Genomic DNA, 23,318 nt, shown 5'->3' with positions numbered 1-23,318 from the left:
CCGCCCTGAACGCAGCATCAACATGGGTTTACGCGACTTCGAAATCGACCTTCTCGCGCACCGCACAGTCGGGGCAGCACCAGTCGTCCGGGACGTGGTCCCACTGGGTTCCGGGCGGAAAGCCCTCGCGCGGAGCGCCTTTGGCCTCGTCATAGACGTAGTCACATCCGGGGCAGCGGTAGGCGCTCATGCTCACACCTCCTGCGCTTCGCGCGAGCGCTCATCGTCGGCTCCGTATTTGGCCAGCACCTTGTCGCGGACGCGCGGGTGGACGTTGACCTTGGTGATGTCACCGTCGTAGTGCTCCATGACGCGGTGGTCCATCACCTTGCGCCACAGCGGCGGGAAGTAGGTGAGGCCGATCATCGACGCGTACCCGCTGGGCAGGTTCGGTGCGCCGTTCATGCTGCGCAGCGTCTGGTAGCGACGTGTCGGGTTGGCGTGGTGATCGCTGTGTCGCTGCAGGTGGTACAGGAACAGGTTGGTCACCAGATGGTCGGAGTTCCAGCTGTGTTCGGGGGCGCAGCGCACGTAGCGGCCGCTCTCGGTCTTCTGCCGCAGCAGCCCGTAGTGCTCGAGGTAGTTGACCGTCTCCAGCAGCGTGAAGCCGAAGACCGCCGAGATGACGACGTACGGGATGAGCGCCACACCGAAGATCGCGATCAGCGTGCCGTACAGCGCCACCGACATCGCCCAAGCGTTGAGCACGTCGTTGGACCAGTGCCACTTGCTCTTGCCGGCGCGGTCCAGCCGCTGCGCCTCGAGCTCCCACGACGACTTCAGGCTGCCCCACACGCTGCGCGGCAGGAACTCCCAGAACGTCTCGCCGAAGCGCGCCGACGCGGGATCTTCCGGCGTGGCGACCCGGACGTGGTGTCCGCGGTTGTGCTCGATGAAGAAGTGCCCGTAGCAGGTCTGGGCCAGCGTGATCTTGCTCAGCCAACGCTCGAGGGTGTCCTTCTTGTGGCCGAGTTCGTGCGCGGTGTTGATGCCGACGCCGCCCATCATGCCGACCGAGAGGGCCAGGCCGATCTTCGCCGGCCAGCCCAGAGAACCGTCGAATCCGAGCCAGCTCAGGTCCGAGGCCGTGAACAGGTAGGCGCCCAGCACCACGGTGAGGTACTGGAACGGGATGAAGCTGTAGGTGCAGTAGCGGTAGTACTTGTCGTTCTCCAGCCGCTCCACTGCCTCGTCGGGCGGGTTCTCGCCGTCGGGGCCGTAGCGCCAGTCCAGCAGCGGCAACACCAGGTAGACCAGGATCGGCCCGATCCAGAACGGGACCTGTGCGGCTGCGTGCCATCCAAGCTGGTTGAACGCCCAGATCAACGGCAGCATCACGAGTACGGCCGTGGGCACGATCAATCCCATCAGCCATAGGTAGCGCTTCTTGTCCCGCCACTGCTGGACGTCGATCTCTGAAATTTCGGTGGACACCCGATGCCTCCTCGCTGTGAGTGCGATCACTGACTGAGGTTGACTATAGAAGTCTATTTGTCGCTTGTCTAGACACAAAGACATGTTTTGTACAAAGCGCCATGTTCCGCGAGCGCGCGTGTTTGCACGCCCTCACGCGGCGTGTTGCGTACGGGAGCGCGCGCTCGTCCGTGGCGAGCGCGCGCAAAATGCCGCTAGGTGCGGCGTGTCGGCGTGCAGACGCGCGCCCTCGCGGAACTAGCGCGCCCTCGCGGAACTAGGAGGAGGCCGAATCCGCCGACGAAGACGAAGACGAAGCGGCGGCGGCGCGGCGGCCGACCATCGAGTGCCGGCGGCCGTAGACGAAGTAGACGACCACGCCGATGGCCATCCAGATGCCGAACCGCATCCAGGTCAGCCCGGTGAGGTTCAGCATCAGCCACACGCACGCGATGATCGCCAGGATCGGCAGCACCGGCACGAACGGCGTCCGGAAGCCACGCTTGAGGTCGGGCCGGGTCCGCCGCAGCACGATGACACCGGCCGACACCATCACGAAGGCGAACAGCGTGCCGATGTTCACCATCTCCTCGAGGTTGCCGATCGGGAAGATCGTGGCCGTCACCGCCACCACGAACCCGACGAGCAAGGTGATCCGCACCGGGGTTCCGCGCTTGCCTGTCTTGGCCATCTGACGGGGCAGCAGACCGTCGCGCGACATCGCGAACAACACCCGCGTCTGCCCGAGCACCAGCACGATCACGACGGTCGTCAGCCCCGCCAGCGCCCCGATCGAGATCACCTTCGCCGCCCAGTCGACGCCGTTGAGCGCGAACGCGGTCGCGAGGTTGGGCGATTCGGAGTCGCGCAACTCGGTGTAATTGACCATGCCCGAGAGCACCACGGCGACCGCGACGTAGAGGACGGTGACGATGCCCAGCGAGGCCAGGATGCCGCGGGGGATGTCGCGCTGCGGGTTCTTGGTCTCCTCCGCGGTGGTGGCGACGATGTCGAATCCGATGAACGCGAAGAACACGATCGAGGCGCCGGCCAGCAACCCGTACCAGCCGTAGTTGCTGCCTTCGGCGCCGGTGATCAGCGAGAACAGCGACTGCTCAGCCCCGCTGGCCCCGTCGCCGCCGGCTTCGGCGGGCGGGATGAACGGCGAATAGTTCTCCGCCTTGATGTAGAACGCGCCCACCGACACCACCAGCAGCACCACCGCGACCTTGAGGGTGGTGACGGCCAGGCTCACCCCCGCGGACAGCTTGGTTCCGTACGCCAGGATCGCCGTGACGAACGTGATGATCAGCAGGGCGCCCCAGTCGAGTTCCAACCCGCCCACGTCGGCGATGCCGCCGCCGAAGCCGAAGACCGTGCCGAGGTAGCTCGACCAGCCCTTGGCGACGACGGCCGCCGCGACCGCGAACTCGAGGATCAGGTCCCAGCCGATGATCCACGCCACGAACTCCCCGAACGTCGCGTAGGAGAACGTGTACGCACTGCCCGCGACCGGCACGGTCGAGGCGAACTCGGCGTAGCACAGCGCGGCCAGCCCGCAGGCGATGGCGGCGAAGATGAAGGAGATCGAGATCGCGGGGCCGGTGATGTTGCCGGCCGTGGAGGCGGTGATCGTGAAGATGCCCGCGCCGATCACCACGGAGACCCCAAAAACAGTCAGGTCCCACCAGTTCAGGTCCTTGCGCAGCCGGGTGCCGGGCTCGTCGGTGTCGGAGATCGACTGCTCCACCGATTTCGTCCGCCACCTGCTGGTCGACTGCGCGATCGGGTCCTGAGCCACCGGCCGTCCTCTTTTCGTCATGTTTTCAGCGGAATGTACCGGCTAACGTAAAGGCCCGATGGGTCATCAGAGTGATAAACACGCGATCGTGATCGGTGCCAGCCTCGCGGGGCTGTGCGCTGCCCGGGTGCTGTCGGATTTCTACGACCGGGTCACGGTCTACGAGCGCGACGAACTGCCCGACGTGCCGGCGAATCGCACCGCGGTTCCACAGGGCCGGCATGTGCACCTGCTGATGGCGCGCGGCGCCCAGGAGTTCGAAGGTCTCTTTCCCGGACTGCTCGACGACATGGTCGCCGCGGGTGTGCCGATTCTGGAGAACCGGCCCGACTGCATCTCCTTCGGCGCGGCCGGGCACCTGCTGGGGACCCAGCACACGCTGCAGGACGAGTTCACCGCCTACGTGCCGAGTCGCCCGCACCTGGAATGGCAGATCCGGCAGCGGGCCTTGGCGATCGACAACGTGACGCTGGTCCGGGAGGCCGTCGACGAGCCGGTGTTCGACGGCCACCGGGTCACCGGGGTCAGGACCGCCGACGGCCAGACCGTCGACGCCGACCTCGTCGTGGATGCCGCCGGCCGGGGCACTCGTCTCCCGGTGTGGTTGGCCCAGTGGGGCTTCGACCGTCCTCGCGAGGACACCGTCGACGTGGGGATCGATTACGCCACCCACCAGGTGCACATCCCCGAGGGACTGCTCAGGGAGAAGGTTGTGGTCGCAGGCGCGTCCCGGGAGCACCCGGTCGGGTTGGGGATGCTCTTCTACGAGGACGGCAACTGGGGTGTGACGACCTTCGGCACGGGAAAGGTCGCTCCGCCGGCGAATTTCGACGAGATGTGCGCGTTGGCCGACGAGATTCTTCCCGAACACGTCAGCAGCGCGTTGCGCCAGGGTGAGCCCCTCGGGCCGATCGCGGTGCACAAGTACCCGACCAGCAGGTGGCGCCGCTACGACCAGATGGAGCGTTTCCCCGAGGGGATCGTCCCGTTCGGCGACGCGGTGGTGAGCTTCAATCCGACCTACGGCCAGGGCATGACGATGACGTCGATCCAGGCCGGCCACCTGCGGAGCGCGCTGCAGACACCGAACGACGACCTGTTCCGGACCTTGAGCAAGGCCACCGCCAAGACCACCTATCCGGTGTGGACGATGAACGCGGTCGGCGATCTGACGTTGCACGGCGCGACCGGTCCGATGCCGCGCTGGTACCGGCCGGTCGGTTCGCTGTTCGACCAGTTCCTCGGCGCCGCGGAGACCGATCCCGTTCTGGCGGAATGGTTTCTGCGTCGATTCAGTCTGCTGGACAGCCTGTGGATGGTGCCGTCGGCCAAGCTGGTCGGCCGCACGGTGCGGCACAACATGCGGTTGTGGGCCGCTGAGAAACGGTCTAGATCCCGACGGTCACGCGAAACAGTCGCGTCGTCTGCCGGGCGTCCAACCTGATCGGACCGTCGTCGGCGCCCACCCACGCCGCCGCGCCGCGTTCGAGGACCACCGCACTCGTCTTGGCGTGCACCGTCGCCGCGCCTTCGGTGCACAGCAGGATCTGCGGGCCGTCGTGGCGGGTGGGTGCGTCGATCTCGTGGCCGAGAAGCTCCCCGTCGATCTGGAGCACCGACACCTCGAATTCCGGTGCGGGCGTGTCGTACACGAGTTCAGCTCCGTCCCTAAAGGATTCGGGCCGGACGACGACGTCGTGAGCCGGACGGAAATCGAGCACCCGCAGCAGTTCGGGAACGTCGACGTGCTTGGGCGTCAGCCCACCCCGTAAAACGTTGTCGGAGTTGGCCATCACCTCGATGCCGACCCCCTGCAGGTAGGCGTGCAGATTCCCGGCGGGCAGATAGATGCCTTCGCCTGGAGCCAGCGTCACCCTGTTCAGCAGCAGCGAGCACAGGACGCCGGCGTCACCGGGGTACCGCTCGCCGAGCTCGAGCACCGTCCTTGCTTCGGCGTCGAACTCGTGGGCGCCGGAGCGCACGTAGGTGATGGCGCCATCGAGCACCGCGGGCACCAGCTTGTCGAGATCGGGCTGCGGGCAGGTGATCCAGGTGGTGAACAGGGCCCGCAACCCGTCGGCGTCGGACTGGCCGGACAGCAGGTGGATGAACGGCTGCAGCACCCCGGGGGCGATCGCCTGCATCAGCTCCACGGTTCGTGCGGCGGGGCGGAACCCGGCGAGCGCCTCGAACGGCCCGAGCGCCACCAGCAGTTCGGGTTTGTGGCTGCGGTCGCGGTAGTTGCGGATGGGCGCCGAAACGGGGATGCCTTGGCGGTCCTCGCGCGCGAAGCCCTCGACCGCCTGCTCGGTGCTCGGGTGTGCCTGCAACGACAACGGCTCGTCGGCGGCCAGCACCTTCAGCAGGAACGGCAGGGTGTCGCCGAATCTCCCCCGCAGCACCGGGCCCAGTTCACCGTCGGGGTCGGTGCGCAAAGCCTCGAGCAGGGAGTGCTCACCGTCGTCGGTCTGCAGCCACGCCGGGTCATGTGGGTGCGCGCCGAACCACAGTTCGGCCTCGGGGTGCGGGGTCGGGCTGGGCGCTCCGGTGAACTCGGCGATCGCGGTCCGCGAACCCCAGGCATAGGTACGCACCGCTCCCCTCAGCAGATGCACGTGCTCAACCTCGCACCAGCCGCTGGTATACCGCCGCCATCTCGATGCGGACCGCCAGCAGCGCCAATTGTTGTTCGGGACGCCCGATTCCGGGCCTAGGTGCTGAACCCCGCACGATTTGATCCTCCCGCGTACCCGCCACGTCCGCGCCGTCCGGCACGTCGTTGGAGTTGACCACATATACGTCGTCGAAACCCATCAGCCTCGAGGTGACTGCGGGCCGGTCGGCGTCGGTGGTCAGCACGATGGTGCGGGTCCGCTGCGGCAGCGGTCCGTCGAGTTCCTCGTCGTGGAAGATCGACCCGCCGCCGGAGTCGCGGCCCCAGCCCGTTCCGATCGCCACCAGCGCGTCCGCCAGGCCGACAGAGGCCACCGTCTGGTGGGCGACGCGGAGCATCACGGTGCTGGCGTGCCGGGCCAGCGCCACGAACGCCGGGGTGTCACCGGCGAACACGACGTCGCGGCCCGACATCCGTTCGGCCAGGCTCTTCGCCGGGTTGGTGAACACCTCGTGGCCCGCACTGTTTCGGAACGCTTCGGCGTCGAGTTCGTCGGCCAGCGCCGCGAGGTCCACCGGGTTGCCGGGGAAGATCGCCTGCAACGCCGCCAGCCCGGCGGCCAGGTAGCGGACCATGGTGAAGTCCTCGGGCACCGGCAGGCGCGGTGGCAGCGCCACCGAACGGCCGGCGGTGGCGTCACGCAGCGGTCCCTCGTAGGGGGCCACCACGATGACGCGTGCGCCGCGACGCACACCCATCGCGGCAGCGGAGACCAGAGCGGGATCGCCGGCGTCGTCACCTGCGACGATCAGCACGTCGAGGGCGCCGATCCACGGTGGCGCCTCGTAGGCGACGACGAGCGGCGCGCCGATCGATCCGCCGAGCGCGGCGGCGAGCATCGCCCCGGCGTTCTCGGCGTTGCCCCGGCCGGCCACCCACACCACCGTGCGTGGCGGTGAGTCCGACCGGACCGCTTCGAGTTCCCCCTCCTCGACTGCGGCCGCGATGGCCCGCACCTGAGCGCCGGCCATCGAGGCCGCACGCAGCAAACCCATCCGATCGGCTTCCAGAAGTCCCGCGGCGTCGTCGATGTCCACAGCCGAGGCCGATATCGGGCCGGCGCTCACGTCAATTCCTTTGCGCCCGCGGACACATGGCCGGCGACTTCGTCGACGATCGCGGCGACCGCTTCGGGGGTGCGTGCCTCGACATTGAGCCTCAGCAAAGGCTCGGTGTTGGACATGCGCAGGTTGAACCAGGTCCCGTCGCCGAGGTCGACGGTCACTCCGTCGAGGTGATCGATCGCGTGCACCCGACTGCTGAATCCCTGCAGCACGGCGTCCACGATGGCCGGCGCGTCGGCAACGGTGTAGTTGATCTCCCCGGACGCCTCGTAGCGCTGGTAGTCGGCCATCAGATCCGACAGCGGGCGGTCCTGCTCACCCAGGGCGGCGAGGACGTGCAGTGCGGCGAGCATGCCGGAGTCGGCACCCCAGAAGTCGCGGAAGTAGTAGTGCGCGGAGTGCTCGCCGCCGAAGATCGCTCCGGTCTCGGCCATCAACCCCTTGATGTAGGAGTGCCCGACGCGGGCGCGCACGGCGGTGCCGCCACGCTCGGCGACCAGTTCGGGTACCGCGCGTGAGGTGATCAGGTTGTGGATGATCGTCGCACCGATCTCACGCTGCAGTTCCCGTGCGGCGACCAACGCAGTCACCGCCGATGGCGAGACCGCCCGGCCCTTCTCGTCGACGACGAAGCACCGGTCGGCGTCGCCGTCGAACGCCAACCCTATGTCCGCACCGGTCTCCAGCACGAAGGCCTGCAGGTCGACGAGGTTGGCCGGTTCCAGCGGATTGGCCTCGTGGTTGGGGAACGTGCCGTCGAGTTCGAAGAACAGCGGCGACAGCGTGATCGACGAGATCGGGCCGAGCACCGCCGGGGCGGTGTGGCCGGCCATGCCGTTGCCGGCGTCGACGGCGACCTTCAGCGTTCGCTGGGCGCCGATGTCGACCAGGGTCCGCAGGAAATCGCCGTAGTCGGCCAGTACGTCGCGCTCGGAGATGGCGCCGCGCGGGCCGTCGTAGTCGGGGACGCCCGCGATGACCTCGTCGCTGATCGTGGTCAGACCGGTGTCCTTGCCGACCGGTTTGGCGCCGGCGCGGCACAGCTTGATGCCGTTGTAGGCCGAGGGGTTGTGGCTGGCGGTGAACATCGCGCCGGGGCAGTCCATCAGGCCGGAGGCGAAGTAGAGCTGATCGGTGGATGCCAGCCCGATGTGCACCACGTCGAGTCCCTGGGCCACCACGCCCTCGGCGAAGGCATTGGCCAGCGACGGCGAACTCTCCCGCATGTCGTGCCCGATGACCACCTGCCGGGCGCCGTCGCCGACCAGCCTGGCAAACGCCGACCCGACTTCGGAGACGAATTGCTCGTCGATTTCCTCGCCCACGAGTCCGCGCACGTCGTAAGCCTTGATGACGCGCTGTACCGCCGCGGCGGGCCTGGACATAGGGCTCCTTGAACACAGATGGACTGTTGCCGTAAGCCTAGCCGTCAGCCCCGACCTCCACGGCGCTCACTTCCCGCCGAAACGGTATTCCACGCGCGAAATCCCGAGCGAACAGCGCGTGGAATACCGTTTCGGCGAAAATGAAGTCAGTCGGTGGGGTCGGGCAGCACCCGCAGATGCCCGCGGCGGCGACCGTTGGTCTCGGGTCGGTGGGCCGGCGGCGCCATCAGTGCCCCGCCGTGGGCGCCGGTCACCGGATCGGTGAAGCCGTTGGTGAACCGGGGCGCGGTCGACCCTCCGACCGTGGCGCCGTCCCGGCCCTCGCGCACGGCGTCGGCAAGCGCGACGAGGTCGTCATCGTCGGGATGCGACGGCAGCGGGCCGGCGTGGCGAACGAGCTCCCAGCCGCGCGGCGCGGTGATCCGGCCGGCATGCAGAACACACAGATCCCACGAGTGCGGCTCGGACACGGTGGCCAGCGGCCCCACTACGGCCGTCGAGTCGGAATAGACGAACGTCAACGTCGCGACCGCATAGTGAGGGCACCCAGGCCTGCAGCAGCGACGGGGAACATTCACAGCGAGAGGTTAGCGTGCAGAATCGTCCGGATGCCGCCGGACACGCGCAGCCACAGGACCGCCGAATCCCAACCGTTACGATCTTTTCTGTGACCGGGCTCAACCACCGGGGCTCGCGGCGGGGCCGTGAGATGCGCGGCCCGCTGCTCCCACCGACCGTGCCGGGCTGGCGCAGCCGCGCGGAGCGTTTCGACATGGCGGTCCTGGAGGCCTACGAACCGATCGAGCGACGCTGGCACGAGCGGGTGTCGACGCTGGACGTCGCCGTCGACGAGATCCCCCGCATCTCGCCGAAGGACCCCGAGAGTGTGCAGTGGCCACCCGAGGTGGTCGCCGACGGCCCGATCGCGCTGGCGAGGCTCATCCCCGCGGGGGTCGACGTCCGCGGCAACTCCACGCGGGCACGAATTGTGTTGTTCCGCAAGCCGATCGAACGACGGGCTAAGGACACCATCGAGATGATCGAGCTGCTGCACGAACTGCTGGTGGCGCAGGTCGCCACCTATCTGGGCGTCGAACCGTCCGTGATCGACCCGACGCTGGACGAGGATTAGAGGTCTCGCTGCGGAGACCTGTCAGATGATGCCGCGCTTGATGCGCCGGCGCTCCCGCTCGGACAATCCGCCCCAGATGCCGAAGCGCTCGTCGTGGGCGAGCGCGTAGTCGAGGCACTCGTCACGCACTTCGCAGCCCATGCAGATCCGCTTGGCCTCGCGAGTCGAACCGCCCTTCTCGGGAAAGAACGCCTCAGGGTCGGTCTGAGCGCACAGCGCGCGCTCCTGCCATTGGTCTTCCAGAGTTTCCTGGTCGCCCTCGATCTGATCGGGCATACCGGGCACCAGGCTCAACTGTGGACGCCCTCCCCCTGCGATGGGTGCCGGCCCGGTCTGGATGTGCGGTGCACTTCCTACCGAGCCGAGGAGCCTGCTGTCGAACTGGATGGAATTGCCGAAATCCGCCTGCTCGTAAATCATTTTCCCCTCCTCACTGAACTCGTAGATCCGTGTATGCCGGCCCCACTTTTGCGAGTGTTGCCTTCTCAATTCGAACAAGTGATCGAATCTCGGTCTGCGACACTGCAACCGGCCGGCCAACCGCGAAATGACACTGGTGTGATTACACACGCGTTAGCTGCATCGGTCAAGCGCTAGAACAGGAATTCATACCATTCCGTAACCGGATTTCGGCGCGTCGCGCTGTGGCGTGTCTATCACCTTCAAGATCAACCTCGCGCCCCGCCGAACTTCGACGGCCCCCAGGCCCATTAGTCTCGGTCGGTGTGAAGGTCACGGTACTGGTCGGCGGCGTCGGCGGCGCGCGCTTCCTGTTGGGGGTGCAGCATCTGTTGGGGCTGGGCCAGTTCGGCACTGCCGATACTGATGATCATGAAGTGACGGCTGTGGTCAACGTCGGCGATGACGCCTGGATGTTCGGCGTGCGTATCTGTCCGGACCTCGACACCTGCATGTACACCCTCGGCGGCGGCATCGACCCGGAGCGCGGTTGGGGGCACAAGAATGAAACCTGGCACGCGAAGGAGGAACTCGCGGCCTATGGCGTCCAACCGGATTGGTTCGGTCTCGGGGACCGCGATCTGGCCACCCATCTGGTGCGCAGCCAGATGCTGCGGGCGGGCTATCCGTTGTCGGCGGTGACCGAGGCGCTGTGCAAACGCTGGTCCCCCGGCGCGCGACTGCTTCCGGCCAGTGACGACCGCAGCGAGACCCATGTGGTGATCACCGACCCGGACGACGGCGAGAAGCGGGCGATCCACTTCCAGGAGTGGTGGGTGCGGCATCGCGCCAAAGTGCCTACGGACAGTTTCGCGTTCGTGGGCGCCGACGCCGCGACGGCCGCCCCGGGTGTCACCGAGGCGATCGAAGGGGCCGACGTCGTGTTGATCGCGCCGTCGAACCCGGTGGTGAGCATCGGTGCGATCCTGGCGATCGGCGGCGTCCGGGGCGCGTTACGCACCACGTCGGCGCCGGTGATCGGCTACTCCCCCATCATCGCGGGAAAGCCGTTGCGTGGCATGGCCGACGAATGCCTGTCCGTGATCGGGGTGCCCAGCACCTCCGAGGGAGTGGGCGCACACTACGGCGCCCGGTCGGCGACCGGCATCCTCGACGGCTGGTTGATCAGCGACGGCGATCACGCCGAGATCGACGGTGTCTCGGTGCGTTCGGCGCCGCTGTTGATGACCGGACCTGCCGCGACCGCTGAAATGGTGCGAGCGGGAATGGAACTGGGCGGGGTGTCTCCGTGAGCGATCACGGCACGTCGGCACCCGTGGAGTTGCTGCCCGTCCCCGGGCTGCCGGAGTTCCGGCCGGGCGACGATCTGGCCGCAGCCATCGCCGGGGCCGCACCGTGGTTGCGCGACGACGACGTCGTCGTGGTGACGTCGAAAGTCCTGTCCAAGTGCGAGGGCCGAATGGTCGACGCACCGTCGGATCCCGAGTTGAGAGATACGCTGCGGCGCAGGCTGATCGACAACGAGGCGGTGCGCGTGCTGGCACGCAAGGGCCGCACGCTGATCACCGAGAACGCCTTGGGCCTGGTGCAGGCTGCCGCGGGGGTGGACGGTTCGAACGTCGACTCCAATGAGCTCGCGCTGCTGCCGGTCGACCCCGACGGCAGTGCCGCGGCATTGGTCTCGGCGCTGCGGGAGCGGCTCGGCGTCACCGTCGGCGTTGTCGTCACCGACACGATGGGACGGGCGTGGCGCACCGGGCAGACCGACGTCGCGATCGGTGCGGCCGGGCTCAGCGTGCTGCACGGCTACGCGGGCGAGCACGACGAGCACGGCAATGAACTGATCGTCACCGAGATCGCGGTGGCCGACGAGATCGCCGCTGCCGCAGATCTGGTGAAGGGAAAGCTCACCGCGGTGCCGGTGGCGGTGGTGCGGGGTCTGACGCTGCGCGACGACGGATCCAATGCCCGGACGCTGGTGCGTGCCGGTGAAGAGGACCTGTTCTGGCTGGGCACCGAGGAGGCGATCACGCTGGGCCGCTCGCAGGCCCAACTGCTGCGACGCTCGGTGCGCAGCTTCAACTCCGATCCCGTCGACGGTCACCTGATCGAGGCGGCCGTCGCCGAGGCTCTGACCGCGCCCGCTCCGCACCACACCCGGCCGGTGCGGTTCGTCTGGGTGCAGGACCACGATGATCGCGTGGGCCTGCTCGACGCGATGAAGGATCGGTGGCGGGCAGACCTGCTCAGCGACGGGCGCGATCCCGACGCCGTCGAACGCCGGGTGGGCCGCGGCCAGATTCTCTACGACGCACCCGAACTGATCATTCCGTTCATGGTGCCCGACGGTGCGCACAGTTATCCCGATGCGCAGAGGACCGCCGCCGAGCACACCATGTTCACCGTTGCGGTGGGCGCCGCCGTGCAGGCGCTGCTGGTCGCGCTGGCCGTGCGCGGTGTGGGCAGCTGCTGGATCGGGTCGACGATCTTCGCCCCCGACCTGGTGCGTGCGTCCCTGTCGCTACCCGATGACTGGGAACCGTTGGGGGCCATCGCGATCGGGTATCCGCTGTCGCCATCCGGCCCACGCGACCCGGTGCAGACGGACGGGCTGCTGGTGCGGAAGTGAGCCTGCACTCCTCCGCGGTGGATGTGCTCAGCGATTGGCGCCCAGCCGATCCCGCGCAGGACACGCTGCGGCATGCGGTGCTGGCGTTCCTCGACACCCGCCCGGATGCGTGCCTGCGCGAGTGCGCACCGGGGCACATCACCGCCTCGGCTTTGGTGCTCGACCACACCGGCCGCCACGCGGTTCTCACCCTGCACCCGCGGGTGGGCCGCTGGCTGCAACTCGGCGGTCACTGCGAGCCCGACGACGAGAGCGTGGTCGCGGCGGCCCTGCGCGAGGCGACCGAGGAGTCCGGCATCTCAGGGCTGACGATCGACCCGTATCCGGCGGCGCTGCATGTGCATCCGCTGACCTGTTCGCTGGGGGTGCCGACCCGTCACCTCGATGTGCAGTTCGTCGTGCACGCTCCGAAGGGCGCCGAGATCGCGATCAGCGACGAGTCGCTGGACCTGAGGTGGTGGCCGCTGGACGGATTGCCCGCCGGAAGCGACTTCGGCCTCACGCAACTCGCCGCCGCCGCGGCCGCCGCCCCCGCCTCCGCCGCGGAATAGCATTCCTGGCTGCAAATTCCGGGTTATCCACAGCCCTGGCTTCACACTCACCACCACGGTCGCTACAGACGGCACGCTGATCGCATGGTTGAAGTCATCGTCGGCTCGGACGCAGTCACGGCAGGGATCCTCACGCGAGGGCAGTTGCGTTGGAACTACAAATCCGTCTACCCGGACATCTACGTGCCCAAGTCCACGGAGCCCACGCTGGCACATCGCACCCGGGCGGCCTGGCTGTGGACCAATCGACGCGGCGTGATCACCGGTCGCGCGGCGTCAGCGCTACACGGCTCGAAGTGGATCGCGAAAGAGGCTCCCGTGGAAATTCTGGCCCGAAACAATCGGCCGCCCCGAGGCATCATCACTCGTCGAGAACGGATTGCGCCTGGCGAAATCACCTGGATCAACGGCATGGCTGTTGCCACCCCGGCGCGGGCCGCTCTTGACCTGGGCCGTCACCTGCCGCGTGGTGAAGCTGTCGCTCATCTTGACGCGCTGGGCGCAGCCACCGGAGTCACAGCATCCGAGATTCTCGAACTCACGCACCGCTACAAGGGCACCAACGGAGTACGCCTGTGCCGTGAGGCTGTGGACTTGATGGACGCCGGCTCTCAGTCACCGAAGGAATCGTGGCTACGACTGGTGCTCATCGACGCCGGCTTTCCAAGACCCGAAACCCAGATACCCGTGCTCGACAACTACGGATACCCCTTCGCCTACCTCGACATGGGTTGGCGCGACGTGAAGATCGCCGTCGAATACGACGGTGAGCAGCACCGCACCGACACGGTTCGGTACCGACGGGATGCCAAACGCCTGCGCGGTATTGCCGCCAGAGGCTGGATACACATCAGGGTGATCACAGGTGATCGATCGAAAGAGGTCGAGGCGTGGGTGAAAAGGGCAAGGGGGCAGCGCGAAAGTGAAGGCATGGCTGTGAAACTGCCCGCTTGAGCAACCAGGAATGCTATTCCGCGGCCAACCGCGGCAGCCGGCCGCGGCCTTCCGCGGCCAACCGCGGCCGCGGCCCAGCGACCTAGACGTCGGTCGAGAAGCGCAGGCCGCCGTCGGGCAGCACCACACCCGGCCACACCCGCGCGCCACGCAGCAACTCGCAGCGTGCCCCGATGTTGGCACCGTCACCGATCACCCCGTCGCGGATCAACGCCCGCGGGCCGATCCGGGCGCCGAAGCCGATGATCGATCGCTCGATGACCGCCCCGGCCTCCACGCGCACGCCGTCGAAGATCACCGCTCCGTCGAGCCTTGCGCCGCCGGAGATCTCCGCGCCGCGACCGATCACGGTGCCACCGATCAGCAGCGCGCCGGGTGCCACGGAAGCCCCGTCGTGCACCAGCGATTCACCGCGTTGGCCTTTCAGCGCCGGCGACGGCGCGATGCCGCGCACCAGATCGGCTGAGCCGCGGACGAAGTCCTCGGGCGTGCCCATGTCACGCCAGTAGCTGGAGTCGACATAGCCGCAGACCCGCAGGCCGTCGGTCAGCAGGCCGGGGAACACCTCGCGTTCCACCGACAGCGCACGACCCGTCGGGATCCGTTCGATCACCGAGCCTTTGAACACATAACAGCCCGCGTTGATCTGGTCGGTCGGCGGGTCCTGCGTCTTCTCCAGGAAGGCGGTCACCACGCCGTCGGAATCTGTTGGCACACAACCGAATGCACGCGGGTCACCGACGCGCACCAGATGGAGTGTGACGTCGGCGTCGCGGGCCGAGTGCGAATCGAGCAGCGCGCGGAGGTCGCAGCCGGAGAGCACGTCGCCGTTGAATACGACTGCGGTGTCGTGCCGCAACCTCGACGCGACGTTGGCGATGCCGCCACCGGTGCCCATCGGTTCGTCTTCGACGACGTAGTCGATCTGCAGTCCGAGCTTGGAGCCGTCGCCGAACTCTGACTCGAACACCGCGGCCTTGTACGACGTGCCGAGGACGACGTGCTCGATGCCGGCGTCGGCGATCCGCGACAGCAGATGCGTCAGGAACGGCAGCCCCGCCGTCGGCAGCATCGGCTTGGGCGCCGACAGGGTGAGTGGGCGCAGGCGGGTGCCCATCCCTCCGACCAGAACGACCGCATCAACCTCTGCTGGATTGACCATCAGCCCCGACCTTTCGCCTGCTTGCGACGCGAGCTCCGGACGACCAGACGCGATCTCGCCCCCAACGCTCCCCGAAATGCCCACCGTAACGGCGCCTGCCACCACTTCGGGTAGCGATCCGCCAGAAAAGTGTAAGTGCTGACGTGGTGGGCGGCGAGGTTGCGGGCGGGGTCTCGGCCGGTGGAGTGACCCTTGTCATGCAACACCTCCGCCGAGGGCACGTAGACGTTCTGCCAGCCTGCCCGTCCCAGCCGGTCTCCCAGGTCGACGTCCTCCATGTACATGAAGTAGCGCTGGTCGAACCCGGACACCTGGGTGAACGCCGCGGTGCGCAGCAGCAGGCACGATCCGGACAGCCACCCGACGGCGCGTTCGCTGGGGTCGGTGCGCTCCTGGCGGTAGATCGCCGTCCACGGGTTCGACGGCCACACCGGCCCGACCACGGCATGCATTCCGCCCCGGATGATGGAGGGCAGGTGCCGCGCCGACGGGTACACCGAGCCGTCGGGATCCCGGATCAGCGGTCCCAGCGCCCCGGCACGCGGCCACCGCTCGGCCGCTTCGAGCATCAGGTCGATGCTGCGTGGCCCCCATTGCACGTCGGGGTTGGCCACGATGAAAAATTCGGGGCGTGACGCCAATACCGACGTGGAGAAGGCGCGGTTGACGGCGCTGCCGTAGCCGACGTTCGCGCCGGTACGCAGCAGATTCACGTTCGGATACCGGGAGACGGCCTCTTCGGGTGCGCCGTCGGTGGAGCCGTTGTCGGCCATCACGACGGTCACCGGGCGGTCGGTGGCGTGGGCCAGCGAGGCGAGGAATCGATCGAGGTGCGGGCCCGGTGAGTACGTCACCGTCACGACAAAGAGTTCGTCGCTCACCCGAGCGCTGTCCATCTCACGGCGTAGAGGGTAGCGGCCCGGCGGCTGCGATTGCCTCGGCCAGCGCCTCCCGCCACGGCCGCAGCGGCGTCAGACCGGCCGCGGCGGACTTGACTTCCGACAACGCCGAATACGAGGGGCGTCGTGCCGGCCGGGGATGACGGTCGCTGTCGACCGGCCGGACGCGGTCCACGTCGGCCCCCAATTCGGAGAAGATCGCCTGCGCCTGCTCGAATCTGCTCGCCGCGCCGAAGTTGGCGGCGTGCAGCACGGGTTCACTGATCGTGTCGTCGGCGATCTGCAGCAGGGCTCCCACCAGGTCGACGACGTAGGTGGGCGAGCCGATCTGGTCGGCGACCACATCGACCGTTCCCGAACCCGCAGCGGCCCTGCGGATGCACGCGGCGAAGTCGGAGCCGTCGCCGCCTTCGTAGATCCACGCGGTGCGCACGATGTGGGCGTCGGGCTTGGCGGACAGCACCGCGAACTCACCTTCGAGCTTGGTCCGGCCGTACACCGACAGCGGCCCGGTCTCGTCGTCGATGTCGTACGGCCGGGGCTCGTCGGGAAACGACCCGCTGAACACGTAGTCGGTGGACAGGTGGATGAACGACGCGCCGGCCCGCGCACATGCCTGGGCGACGTTCTCGGCACCGGTGACGTTGACCAGGTACGCGCGGTCGGGGTCGCCTTCGGCGTCGTCGACCTTCGTGAAGGCGGCGCAGTTGACGACGACGTCGTCGGCGGAGATGAAACGCTCGGCCGCCGAGGCGTCGGTGATGTCCCACTCCGACGACGTCAGCGCAAGCACCTCACGGCCCTGCTGACGGGCCTGACCTGCCAACACCCGGCCGACCAGGCCACCGGCTCCGGAGATCACGATGCGAGACGACACCCGACGAGTTTGGCACGCCGACGTCGGCTACCGGGCAGGAGGCCCGCTCGCCAGTAGCCTGGACAAATGCCTGCAGCCCCCCTGATGCGTGTCATTTCCATGACCGCGGCACTGGCGATCGTCCTGGGCACCGGGCTCGCGTGGGGCAAGATCCGGTCGTTCGAGTCCGGCATCAACCACATCAGCCCGATCGCTCTCGGTGAGGGCGGCGAGGACGGCGCGATCGACATCCTGCTGGTCGGCAACGACAGCCGCACCGACGCGCACGGCAATCCGCTGAGCGAGGAAGAGCTCGCGATCCTGCGGGCCGGCGACGACGTCTCCACCAACACCGACACCATCATCTTGATCCGCATCCCGAACAACGGGCGGTCGGCGACGGCGATCTCCATCCCCCGCGACTCCTATGTAGAGGCCCCCGGCATCGGGAAGATGAAGATCAACGGCGTCTACGGCTCGGTGCACCTGGAGAAGATGATCGAGCTCGTCGAGCAGCAGGGCGTGGATCCGCTGGTCGCCGAACCCGAAGCCAAGGACGCCGGCCGCGAGGAGCTGATCAAGACCGTCGCCAACCTCACCGGCGTCACCGTCGACCACTACGCCGAGATCGGCCTGCTCGGTTTCGCGTTGATCACCGATGCCCTCGGCGGGGTCAACGTCTGCCTCAACGCGCCTGTCTACGAACAACTCTCGGGTGCGGACTTCCCCGCCGGATGGCAGAAGCTCGACGGCGCGCAGGCGCTCAGCTTCGTCCGGCAGCGCCATGACCTGCCCCGCGGCGACCTCGACCGGGTGGTGCGCCAGCAGGCGGTGATGGCGTCGTTGGCGCACGAGGTGATCTCCAGCAAGACGTTGTCGAGCCCGGGAACGCTGGGCCGGCTCGAGGCCGCGGTGCAGCGGTCGGTGGTGCTGTCCGACGACTGGGACATCATGGAGTTCGTCGACCAGTTGCAGCAGCTCGCCGCAGGCAATGTCGCTTTCGCCACCATCCCCATCCTCGAGGAGGCGGGCTGGAGCGACGACGGCATGCAGAGCGTGGTGCGGGTGGATCCGGGCGAGGTCAAGGACTGGGTCGGCGGGCTGCTGCACGACCAGGAAGAGGGCAAGACCGAAGAGCTGACCTACAGCCCGGACAAGACCACCGTCGAGGTCGTCAACGACACCGACATCAACGGCTTGGCCGCAGCGGTCGCGCATGTCTTGACGGGCAAGGGGTTCACGCCCGGAAAGGTCGGCAACAACGAGGGCGCCAAGACGACGAGCAGCCAGATCCTCGCCGACAAGATCGACGACCTCGGAGCTCAGGCGGTCGCCCAGGAGCTCGGTGGTTTGCCGGTGGTCGCGGACCCCGCTGTGCCGCCTGGTTCGGTGCGGGTGGTGCTGGCCGACGACTACACCGGACCCGGCTCGGGACTGGACGGCACGGACGTCACGCTGTCGGCTCCGCTGAACACCGCATCGGGCGGCGAGGCACTTCCGGCACCGTCGCCGATCATCACCGCCGGGTCCAACGATCCTGCGTGCGTCAACTGACGTGACGACTGTCAGCGGGGCCATCCTCGACCCACTCATGGCCACCAATCCCGCCGGCCCGCGGATCACCTACTACGACGACGCGACCGGCGAGCGCATCGAACTGTCCACCGCCACCCTGGCGAACTGGGCCGCCAAGACCGCGAACCTGCTGCGCGACGAGATTGGTGCCGGGCCGGGAAGTCGGGTCGCGGTGCTGCTGCCGGCGCACTGGCAGACCGCGGCGGTGCTGTTCGGGATCTGGTGGATCGGCAGTGAGGTCGTCCTGGGCGGATCGGAGGCGGAGTTCGCGCTGTGCACTGTCGACCGCCTCGATGAGGCCGACGCCACCGGTGCCGACGAGATCGCGGTCCTTTCGCTGGACCCCTTCGGCAAATCGGTGCCCGACCTGCCTCTGGGCGTCACCGACTACGCGACGGCGGTACGGGTTCACGGCGATCAGATCGTGCCGGAGCGCGCTGCCGGAGCGGCACTCGACGGCCGCTCGGTTACCGAGGTTCTTGCTGCGGCGCAGGTCTCTGCCACATCGCAGGGGTTGACCGCAGCGGACCGGATCATGTCGACCGCTGAGTGGGATACCGCCGAGGACGTCATCGATCATCTGCTGGCGGTGTATGTGGTTGGTGCCTCACTGGTGAAAGTGGCGAACCCGGATCCCTCTTTGCTGGACCGTCGGCGTCAAACAGAAAAATTGACGCGCACGTAGCCGTGACCTTATTGTTTCCGAAGTTACACATTGCTCACAGGCTGTAGGTTCATACTGATCTACGCCGCGGGGTTACGAGTTTGGCAAAGACGGGGGCATCCGCAAGGAGGCACGACGATGGAGTCGACCATCGCTGCGATCGCACTTGTTGTCGCGCTGTCCGCGTGGCACGCCCGCAACCGCCGTCACCCCGGGTGGCGAGCCAGCGCCCACGGCCGCTTCAACATCCTCTGCGGGTACGCCCTGGGAACCTTCGCCGTCTACTGGCTGGTGTCGGCGCCGACCGCCACCGGCTGGGAATGGGCACTCGGCAACCTCTGGGCGCTGGCAGCGATGCTGGCGTTCGTGACCGGCTTCGGTGCGCTCAATCAGGTCACGGCCGATCACGCCGAGCACTCGCAGCTGTTCGAGTCGCTCGAACCGGCGACACAGAGCTGATCCGGCCCGCGGCCACCGCTTCAACTACCGGCGGTATCATTCCGGTATCATCGCGCCCATGGGTATGACTCTGCGTACCAGTGACGAGCAGACCGAGGCATTGCGCCGGCAGGCCGCGGCCGAAGGCCGTTCGATGCAAGCGGTCGCACTCTCGGCTATCGACGAGTACATCTCCCGGCGGGAACACAAAACCCGGGTGACCACCGCGGCGCAGCGCGTGGTGCGCGAAGAGGCAGCGGTTCTGGAGCGACTCAAAGACGCGTGATCGAGTACCTGGACCTCGAGGACCTGCTCGACATCGCGCGCGTAGCCGTCGGTGAGGACGTCGACGTCGCGGACTATGGCCTGCTGGAATCGGCTCTGGCGCGGCCCCGGGCATCGGTGTTCGGAGAGGACGCCTACCCGGATCTGCACCTCAAGGCCGCGGCGCTGATGCACTCTCTGGCGCGAAATCACGCGTTGGTCGACGGAAACGAGCCACTCGCGTGGACAGCGTGCAGAACGTTCCTGGCCGTCAACGGTGAATGGATCAGCGCGCCCGAGGACGACCGGTTCGATTTCGTGATTCGGGTTGCGACGGGGGCAGCGTCCGATTTGGCCGACATCGCTGAGGTTCTCCTCAGCTGGAGCTACCAGGAGGGCTGAGCCACCTCGCCTGCTCGGCGCACTACCCTCGAACGTTGTGGATCGCTCCCCTCTCGACGCCGACGTCCTGCGCGGGGTTCTGCGCGCCACCGACTTCCGCCTCTACGACGTGGTCGAGGAGACCGGGTCGACGAACGCCGACCTGATCGCGCGGGCGGCCGCCGGTGAGCCGATCGCGGGGGCGGTGCTGCTGGCCGAACATCAGACTGCAGGCAGGGGGCGGCATGGACGCAGCTGGTCAGCGCCGCCGCGTTCGCAGATCTCTATGTCGGTCGCCGTGCACGCCACCGGCGTGCCGCCGCAAGCGTGGGGTTGGCTACCGCTGCTGACCGGTCTGGCTGTTGCGCAGACGGTCCGGGAACTCGACGTCGACGCGGGCCTCAAGTGGCCCAACGACGTTCTGGTCGGCGGCGCCAAGTTGGCCGGGATCCTGGCCGAGGTGTCAGGTGCGGTGATCGTCGTCGGACTCGGACTGAATGTCAGCCTGACCGCCGACGAACTGCCGGACCCGAATGCGGTGTCGCTGAGCATGCTCGGTCACGACGACGTCGACCGCACCGCGTTGGCGGTCTTGGTGCTGGGTGCCATGAGCGAGCGGGTGGCGCAATGGCGCGATGGCGACAGCGCCGCGCTGGCCGCCGACTACCGCGCGATGAGCACCACGATCGGCACGCGGGTGCGGGCGATCCTGCCCGGTGATGCCGAAATCGTCGGCATCGCAACAGGTATCGACGACAGCGGTCGGCTGCTGATCGATGACGCGGGGACCGAGGTGACGGTGGCGGCGGGCGACATCACGCACCTGCGGCCCGCGTCGGACTGAAGACTCAGCTGCGCCCGCGATCGTCGATCAGGTCGATGAGCGCAAGTATTCGCTGCTGCGAAGCAGCAATGGCCTCGCAGGCGTCCCGGATTCCACCCAGGTGCTGATCCAGACGATCCGAGAAGTCATCGGGCTCATCACACGAATGCGGTTCCACCGCTGCCAACCACAGATCCTCGCTACTTGTCGTTGTGGCGATCCTTGAGGACCGCGTCGAGCAGTTGGGCCACCTGTTCCAGGCCTGCCGCAGTTCCGTCGAACCGTCCGCGCATCTCGGTGAAACCTCTGTCGACGTGTTCGCGCAGGTCGACGAAGTCCTGCCGCATCGCATTAAAGCCGGCGGTCGTGGCGCTGCGGAAGTCGCGGATCTCGCCGCGAAGCTCACCGACGTCACGGTCTGCGGCACCCGCGAGCACCCGGGCAGCGGCTGCGTCCTGTTCGGTTCTGCGCACTCGGCCGCTCAGGTCTCGCACCTGATTCTCCAAAGCCTCCACGCGAGGCTCGAGATCGCCGGATTCCATGTCGCTGAGCCTACAAGCGATACGCCCGCGGCGAGAACACCAATTTGCCCCGACGAACGTGCAAGCTACCCGCGAGCGTGAAGACAGGGTTGTGCGTTAGCCGGAAATAACAGCCCGGAGTGCTATTCCGCGAGAAGGACCGCTACTTCAGCAGTGCGCGCGACATCACCACGCGCTGAATCTGATTGGTGCCCTCGTAGATCTGCGTGATCTTGGCGTCGCGCATCATCCGCTCCACCGGGAAGTCGACGGTGTAGCCCGCGCCGCCGAACAACTGCACGGCGTCGGTGGTCACCTCCATGGCGACGTCGGAGGCCAAGCACTTCGACGCCGCAGAGATGAACCCCAGGTTGCCCTCGCCGCGCTCGGCGCGTGCGGCCGCGGTGTAGACCATCAACCGCGCGGCTTCGACCTTCATCGCCATGTCGGCGATCATGAACTGCACCGCCTGGAAATCGGCGATCGACTTGCCGAACTGCTTGCGGTCCTTGGTGTATTCGATCGACGCGTCCAGCGCACCCTGGGCGATACCGACGGCCTGCGCGCCGATGGTCGGGCGGGTGTGATCCAGCGTGGCCAGCGCCGTCTTGAAGCCAGTACCGGGGTCGCCGATGATCCGATCGCCCGGAACCCGGCAGTTCTCGAAGTACAACTCGGTGGTCGGTGAACCCTTGATGCCGAGCTTGCGCTCCTTGGGCCCGACGGAGAAACCCTCGTCGTCCTTGTGCACCATGAACGCCGAGATGCCGTTGGCGCCCTTGTCCGGGTCGGTCACCGCCATCACGGTGTACCAGCTGGACTTGCCACCATTGGTGATCCAGCACTTGGTGCCGTTGAGGATCCAGTCGTCACCGTCGGCCTTTCCGCGGGTGCGCATCGCGGCGGCGTCGCTGCCGGCTTCGCGCTCGGACAGCGCGTAGGAAGCCATGGCCTCACCGTCGGCGATCGACGGCAGCACCTGCTTCTTGAGCTCGTCGGAGCCACGCAGAATCAGACCCATGGTGCCCAGCTTGTTGACCGCCGGGATCAGCGATGCCGACGCATCAACCCGCGCGACCTCTTCGATGACGATGCAGGCCGCTACCGAGTCCGCGCCCTGGCCGCCGAACTCCTCGGGCACGTGCACGGCGTTGAATCCCGACGCCACCAGCGCATCGAGTGCCTCCTGCGGGAAGCGCGCGTTCTCGTCGACCTCGGCGGCGTGCGGAGCGATTTCCTTCTCCGACAACGCCCGGATCGCGGTGCGCAGCTCCTGGTGCTCCTCCGGCAACTGAAACAGATCGAACGACGGATCTCCGGCCCAACTAGCCATCATCTTCTCCCTTGCTACTCGCCAGTAACTTTAGCGCGCTCGCGGTGCTGCGCGAAGTCGGGGCGGCCGCACTCTCTCAGGAAAGGCTCAGCCGCAGCGTGGTTGGCTCTCATCCTCGTTGGGTACTTTTTCTTCTATGCAGGTGTTCATCGAGGGTCGAGCCTTCCATCGCACAGCACAATGCGAGTGTGGCTGGAACGCTACTCCGCGCTGGTTACGAGCATCCGCGGTTGTCGACGCAGGGATGCATGCGGCAGAAACTGGTCACATTCAGATGGCCGCGCCGGTGCGCAGCGCCGAGCCTGTCGTCGTCCTCCGCGCGTCCTAAGCCCCGTCGCACATGTCCGCCCTTATCCGTCGTTGAGACTGCACCCACGGC

Annotated in this window: 26 protein-coding genes; 12 read left to right on the top strand and 14 right to left on the bottom strand. The window is 67.4% G+C overall.

What is annotated here, in order from left to right; genetic code table 11:
- Positions 1–28: 28 nt before the first annotated feature.
- The 3 genes from ABDC78_RS07635 to ABDC78_RS07625 form a co-directional block, all read right to left on the bottom strand.
- A complete protein-coding gene (locus tag ABDC78_RS07635; protein ID WP_178360930.1) occupies positions 29–190 on the bottom strand; it encodes a rubredoxin in 162 nt (53 codons plus the stop codon).
- A gap of 2 nt (positions 191–192) precedes the next feature.
- Positions 193–1,368: an alkane 1-monooxygenase gene (locus ABDC78_RS07630; protein ID WP_256736332.1), complete on the bottom strand. Its 1,176-nt coding sequence runs from the start codon at positions 1,366–1,368 to the stop codon at positions 193–195.
- A gap of 322 nt (positions 1,369–1,690) precedes the next feature.
- On the bottom strand, positions 1,691–3,235 hold the full coding sequence (locus ABDC78_RS07625) for an amino acid permease (RefSeq protein WP_178360932.1): 1,545 nt from the start codon (positions 3,233–3,235) through the stop codon (positions 1,691–1,693).
- A 37-nt stretch (positions 3,236–3,272) separates the two neighbouring features.
- Here ABDC78_RS07625 and ABDC78_RS07620 point away from each other — a divergent pair, with 37 nt between their 5' ends.
- Positions 3,273–4,658, top strand: a complete 1,386-nt coding sequence (locus tag ABDC78_RS07620; RefSeq protein ID WP_178360933.1) for an oxidoreductase — start codon at positions 3,273–3,275, stop codon at positions 4,656–4,658.
- Here the strand turns inward: ABDC78_RS07620 and manA are convergent.
- The 4 genes from manA to ABDC78_RS07600 form a co-directional block, all read right to left on the bottom strand.
- Positions 4,603–5,829 (bottom strand): mannose-6-phosphate isomerase, class I, encoded by a 1,227-nt coding sequence (gene manA / locus ABDC78_RS07615; protein ID WP_178360934.1) that lies wholly within the window; start codon positions 5,827–5,829, stop codon positions 4,603–4,605. The genes ABDC78_RS07620 and manA overlap by 56 nt on opposite strands.
- 4 nt (positions 5,830–5,833) lie before the next feature.
- Positions 5,834–6,883 (bottom strand): TobH protein, encoded by a 1,050-nt coding sequence (locus ABDC78_RS07610; RefSeq protein ID WP_256736333.1) that lies wholly within the window; start codon positions 6,881–6,883, stop codon positions 5,834–5,836.
- A 68-nt stretch (positions 6,884–6,951) separates the two neighbouring features.
- Positions 6,952–8,337: a phosphomannomutase/phosphoglucomutase gene (locus ABDC78_RS07605; RefSeq protein ID WP_178360936.1), complete on the bottom strand. Its 1,386-nt coding sequence runs from the start codon at positions 8,335–8,337 to the stop codon at positions 6,952–6,954.
- A 146-nt stretch (positions 8,338–8,483) separates the two neighbouring features.
- Positions 8,484–8,915, bottom strand: coding sequence for a DUF3499 domain-containing protein (locus ABDC78_RS07600; protein WP_178360937.1), 432 nt, complete (start codon positions 8,913–8,915; stop codon positions 8,484–8,486).
- Between the two features lie 131 nt (positions 8,916–9,046).
- On the opposite strand from ABDC78_RS07600, the gene ABDC78_RS07595 reads away from it, so the two are divergent.
- Positions 9,047–9,469 (top strand): metallopeptidase family protein, encoded by a 423-nt coding sequence (locus ABDC78_RS07595; protein ID WP_178361089.1) that lies wholly within the window; start codon positions 9,047–9,049, stop codon positions 9,467–9,469.
- Between the two features lie 21 nt (positions 9,470–9,490).
- Here the strand turns inward: ABDC78_RS07595 and ABDC78_RS07590 are convergent, their stop codons facing one another.
- Positions 9,491–9,745 (bottom strand): WhiB family transcriptional regulator, encoded by a 255-nt coding sequence (locus ABDC78_RS07590; protein ID WP_178361090.1) that lies wholly within the window; start codon positions 9,743–9,745, stop codon positions 9,491–9,493.
- A gap of 449 nt (positions 9,746–10,194) precedes the next feature.
- Here ABDC78_RS07590 and cofD point away from each other — a divergent pair, with 449 nt between their 5' ends.
- The 4 genes from cofD to ABDC78_RS07570 all read left to right on the top strand — a co-directional run bounded on the left by cofD (position 10,195) and on the right by ABDC78_RS07570 (position 14,023).
- Complete coding sequence (gene cofD / locus ABDC78_RS07585; protein WP_178360938.1) at positions 10,195–11,181, top strand: 2-phospho-L-lactate transferase; 987 nt, start codon at positions 10,195–10,197, stop codon at positions 11,179–11,181.
- On the top strand, positions 11,178–12,518 hold the full coding sequence (locus tag ABDC78_RS07580; protein ID WP_178360939.1) for a coenzyme F420-0:L-glutamate ligase: 1,341 nt from the start codon (positions 11,178–11,180) through the stop codon (positions 12,516–12,518). The genes cofD and ABDC78_RS07580 overlap by 4 nt, the downstream gene beginning before the upstream one ends.
- Positions 12,515–13,069 (top strand): NUDIX domain-containing protein, encoded by a 555-nt coding sequence (locus ABDC78_RS07575; protein WP_178360940.1) that lies wholly within the window; start codon positions 12,515–12,517, stop codon positions 13,067–13,069. Before ABDC78_RS07580 ends, ABDC78_RS07575 begins: the two co-directional genes overlap by 4 nt.
- Positions 13,070–13,153: 84 nt before the next feature.
- The gene (locus ABDC78_RS07570; protein WP_178360941.1) at positions 13,154–14,023 is read left to right on the top strand and encodes a hypothetical protein; all 870 of its coding nucleotides are present in this window, start codon (positions 13,154–13,156) and stop codon (positions 14,021–14,023) included.
- 82 nt (positions 14,024–14,105) lie between these two features.
- Here ABDC78_RS07570 and ABDC78_RS07565 read toward each other — a convergent pair whose 3' ends face one another.
- From ABDC78_RS07565 to rfbD, 3 genes are read right to left on the bottom strand one after another with little or no spacing between them, the layout of a single operon-like run.
- A complete protein-coding gene (locus ABDC78_RS07565) occupies positions 14,106–15,185 on the bottom strand; it encodes an NDP-sugar synthase (RefSeq protein WP_178360942.1) in 1,080 nt (359 codons plus the stop codon).
- On the bottom strand, positions 15,185–16,066 hold the full coding sequence (locus tag ABDC78_RS07560) for a glycosyltransferase family 2 protein (RefSeq protein WP_178360943.1): 882 nt from the start codon (positions 16,064–16,066) through the stop codon (positions 15,185–15,187). Before ABDC78_RS07560 ends, ABDC78_RS07565 begins: the two co-directional genes overlap by 1 nt.
- 16 nt (positions 16,067–16,082) lie before the next feature.
- Positions 16,083–16,961 (bottom strand): dTDP-4-dehydrorhamnose reductase, encoded by an 879-nt coding sequence (rfbD, locus tag ABDC78_RS07555; RefSeq protein WP_178360944.1) that lies wholly within the window; start codon positions 16,959–16,961, stop codon positions 16,083–16,085.
- 66 nt (positions 16,962–17,027) lie between these two features.
- Between rfbD and ABDC78_RS07550 the strand changes: the two genes are divergently transcribed.
- The 6 genes from ABDC78_RS07550 (at position 17,028) to ABDC78_RS07525 (ending at position 21,106) form a co-directional block, all read left to right on the top strand.
- On the top strand, positions 17,028–18,494 hold the full coding sequence (locus ABDC78_RS07550) for an LCP family protein (protein ID WP_178360945.1): 1,467 nt from the start codon (positions 17,028–17,030) through the stop codon (positions 18,492–18,494).
- Position 18,495: 1 nt separating this feature from the next.
- Complete coding sequence (locus ABDC78_RS07545; RefSeq protein WP_347133363.1) at positions 18,496–19,200, top strand: TIGR03089 family protein; 705 nt, start codon at positions 18,496–18,498, stop codon at positions 19,198–19,200.
- A gap of 117 nt (positions 19,201–19,317) precedes the next feature.
- Positions 19,318–19,638: a hypothetical protein gene (locus tag ABDC78_RS07540; RefSeq protein WP_178360946.1), complete on the top strand. Its 321-nt coding sequence runs from the start codon at positions 19,318–19,320 to the stop codon at positions 19,636–19,638.
- A gap of 58 nt (positions 19,639–19,696) precedes the next feature.
- Positions 19,697–19,903, top strand: a complete 207-nt coding sequence (locus tag ABDC78_RS07535; protein ID WP_178360947.1) for a CopG family transcriptional regulator — start codon at positions 19,697–19,699, stop codon at positions 19,901–19,903.
- Complete coding sequence (locus ABDC78_RS07530) at positions 19,900–20,283, top strand: Fic family protein (protein ID WP_178360948.1); 384 nt, start codon at positions 19,900–19,902, stop codon at positions 20,281–20,283. Before ABDC78_RS07535 ends, ABDC78_RS07530 begins: the two co-directional genes overlap by 4 nt.
- A 37-nt stretch (positions 20,284–20,320) precedes the next feature.
- Complete coding sequence (locus ABDC78_RS07525; RefSeq protein WP_178360949.1) at positions 20,321–21,106, top strand: biotin--[acetyl-CoA-carboxylase] ligase; 786 nt, start codon at positions 20,321–20,323, stop codon at positions 21,104–21,106.
- Between the two features lie 4 nt (positions 21,107–21,110).
- Here ABDC78_RS07525 and ABDC78_RS07520 read toward each other — a convergent pair whose 3' ends face one another.
- From ABDC78_RS07520 to ABDC78_RS07510, 3 genes are all read right to left on the bottom strand, one after another.
- Positions 21,111–21,272, bottom strand: coding sequence for a hypothetical protein (locus ABDC78_RS07520; RefSeq protein WP_178360950.1), 162 nt, complete (start codon positions 21,270–21,272; stop codon positions 21,111–21,113).
- A gap of 13 nt (positions 21,273–21,285) precedes the next feature.
- Positions 21,286–21,627 (bottom strand): hypothetical protein, encoded by a 342-nt coding sequence (locus ABDC78_RS07515; protein WP_178360951.1) that lies wholly within the window; start codon positions 21,625–21,627, stop codon positions 21,286–21,288.
- A 142-nt stretch (positions 21,628–21,769) separates the two neighbouring features.
- Positions 21,770–22,939, bottom strand: coding sequence for an acyl-CoA dehydrogenase (locus tag ABDC78_RS07510; protein ID WP_178360952.1), 1,170 nt, complete (start codon positions 22,937–22,939; stop codon positions 21,770–21,772).
- Positions 22,940–23,318: the final 379 nt, after the last annotated feature.

Origin of the sequence: Mycobacterium sp. DL, from assembly GCF_039729195.1 — a bacterium.
Classification (GTDB): Bacteria; Actinomycetota; Actinomycetes; order Mycobacteriales; family Mycobacteriaceae; genus Mycobacterium; species Mycobacterium hippocampi_A.
This window is presented reverse-complemented; position numbering and strand designations above follow the sequence as displayed.

What these genes read in the sequence shown, in the direction of transcription:
- ABDC78_RS07625 (WP_178360932.1), bottom strand. Translation starts at nt 3,235, where the DNA reads ATGACGAAAAGAGGACGGCCGGTGGCTCAGGACCCGATCGCGCAGTCG.
- ABDC78_RS07590 (WP_178361090.1), bottom strand. Translation starts at nt 9,745, where the DNA reads ATGCCCGATCAGATCGAGGGCGACCAGGAAACTCTGGAAGACCAATGG.
- ABDC78_RS07535 (WP_178360947.1), top strand. Translation starts at nt 19,697, where the DNA reads ATGGGTATGACTCTGCGTACCAGTGACGAGCAGACCGAGGCATTGCGC.
- ABDC78_RS07510 (WP_178360952.1), bottom strand. Translation starts at nt 22,939, where the DNA reads ATGGCTAGTTGGGCCGGAGATCCGTCGTTCGATCTGTTTCAGTTGCCG.
- ABDC78_RS07595 (WP_178361089.1), top strand. Translation starts at nt 9,047, where the DNA reads ATGCGCGGCCCGCTGCTCCCACCGACCGTGCCGGGCTGGCGCAGCCGC.
- ABDC78_RS07610 (WP_256736333.1), bottom strand. Translation starts at nt 6,883, where the DNA reads ATGGGTTTGCTGCGTGCGGCCTCGATGGCCGGCGCTCAGGTGCGGGCC.
- ABDC78_RS07570 (WP_178360941.1), top strand. Translation starts at nt 13,154, where the DNA reads ATGGTTGAAGTCATCGTCGGCTCGGACGCAGTCACGGCAGGGATCCTC.
- ABDC78_RS07605 (WP_178360936.1), bottom strand. Translation starts at nt 8,337, where the DNA reads ATGTCCAGGCCCGCCGCGGCGGTACAGCGCGTCATCAAGGCTTACGAC.
- ABDC78_RS07515 (WP_178360951.1), bottom strand. Translation starts at nt 21,627, where the DNA reads ATGGAATCCGGCGATCTCGAGCCTCGCGTGGAGGCTTTGGAGAATCAG.
- ABDC78_RS07540 (WP_178360946.1), top strand. Translation starts at nt 19,318, where the DNA reads ATGGAGTCGACCATCGCTGCGATCGCACTTGTTGTCGCGCTGTCCGCG.
- ABDC78_RS07550 (WP_178360945.1), top strand. Translation starts at nt 17,028, where the DNA reads ATGCCTGCAGCCCCCCTGATGCGTGTCATTTCCATGACCGCGGCACTG.
- ABDC78_RS07620 (WP_178360933.1), top strand. Translation starts at nt 3,273, where the DNA reads ATGGGTCATCAGAGTGATAAACACGCGATCGTGATCGGTGCCAGCCTC.
- ABDC78_RS07635 (WP_178360930.1), bottom strand. Translation starts at nt 190, where the DNA reads ATGAGCGCCTACCGCTGCCCCGGATGTGACTACGTCTATGACGAGGCC.
- ABDC78_RS07630 (WP_256736332.1), bottom strand. Translation starts at nt 1,368, where the DNA reads ATGGGATTGATCGTGCCCACGGCCGTACTCGTGATGCTGCCGTTGATC.
- ABDC78_RS07565 (WP_178360942.1), bottom strand. Translation starts at nt 15,185, where the DNA reads ATGGTCAATCCAGCAGAGGTTGATGCGGTCGTTCTGGTCGGAGGGATG.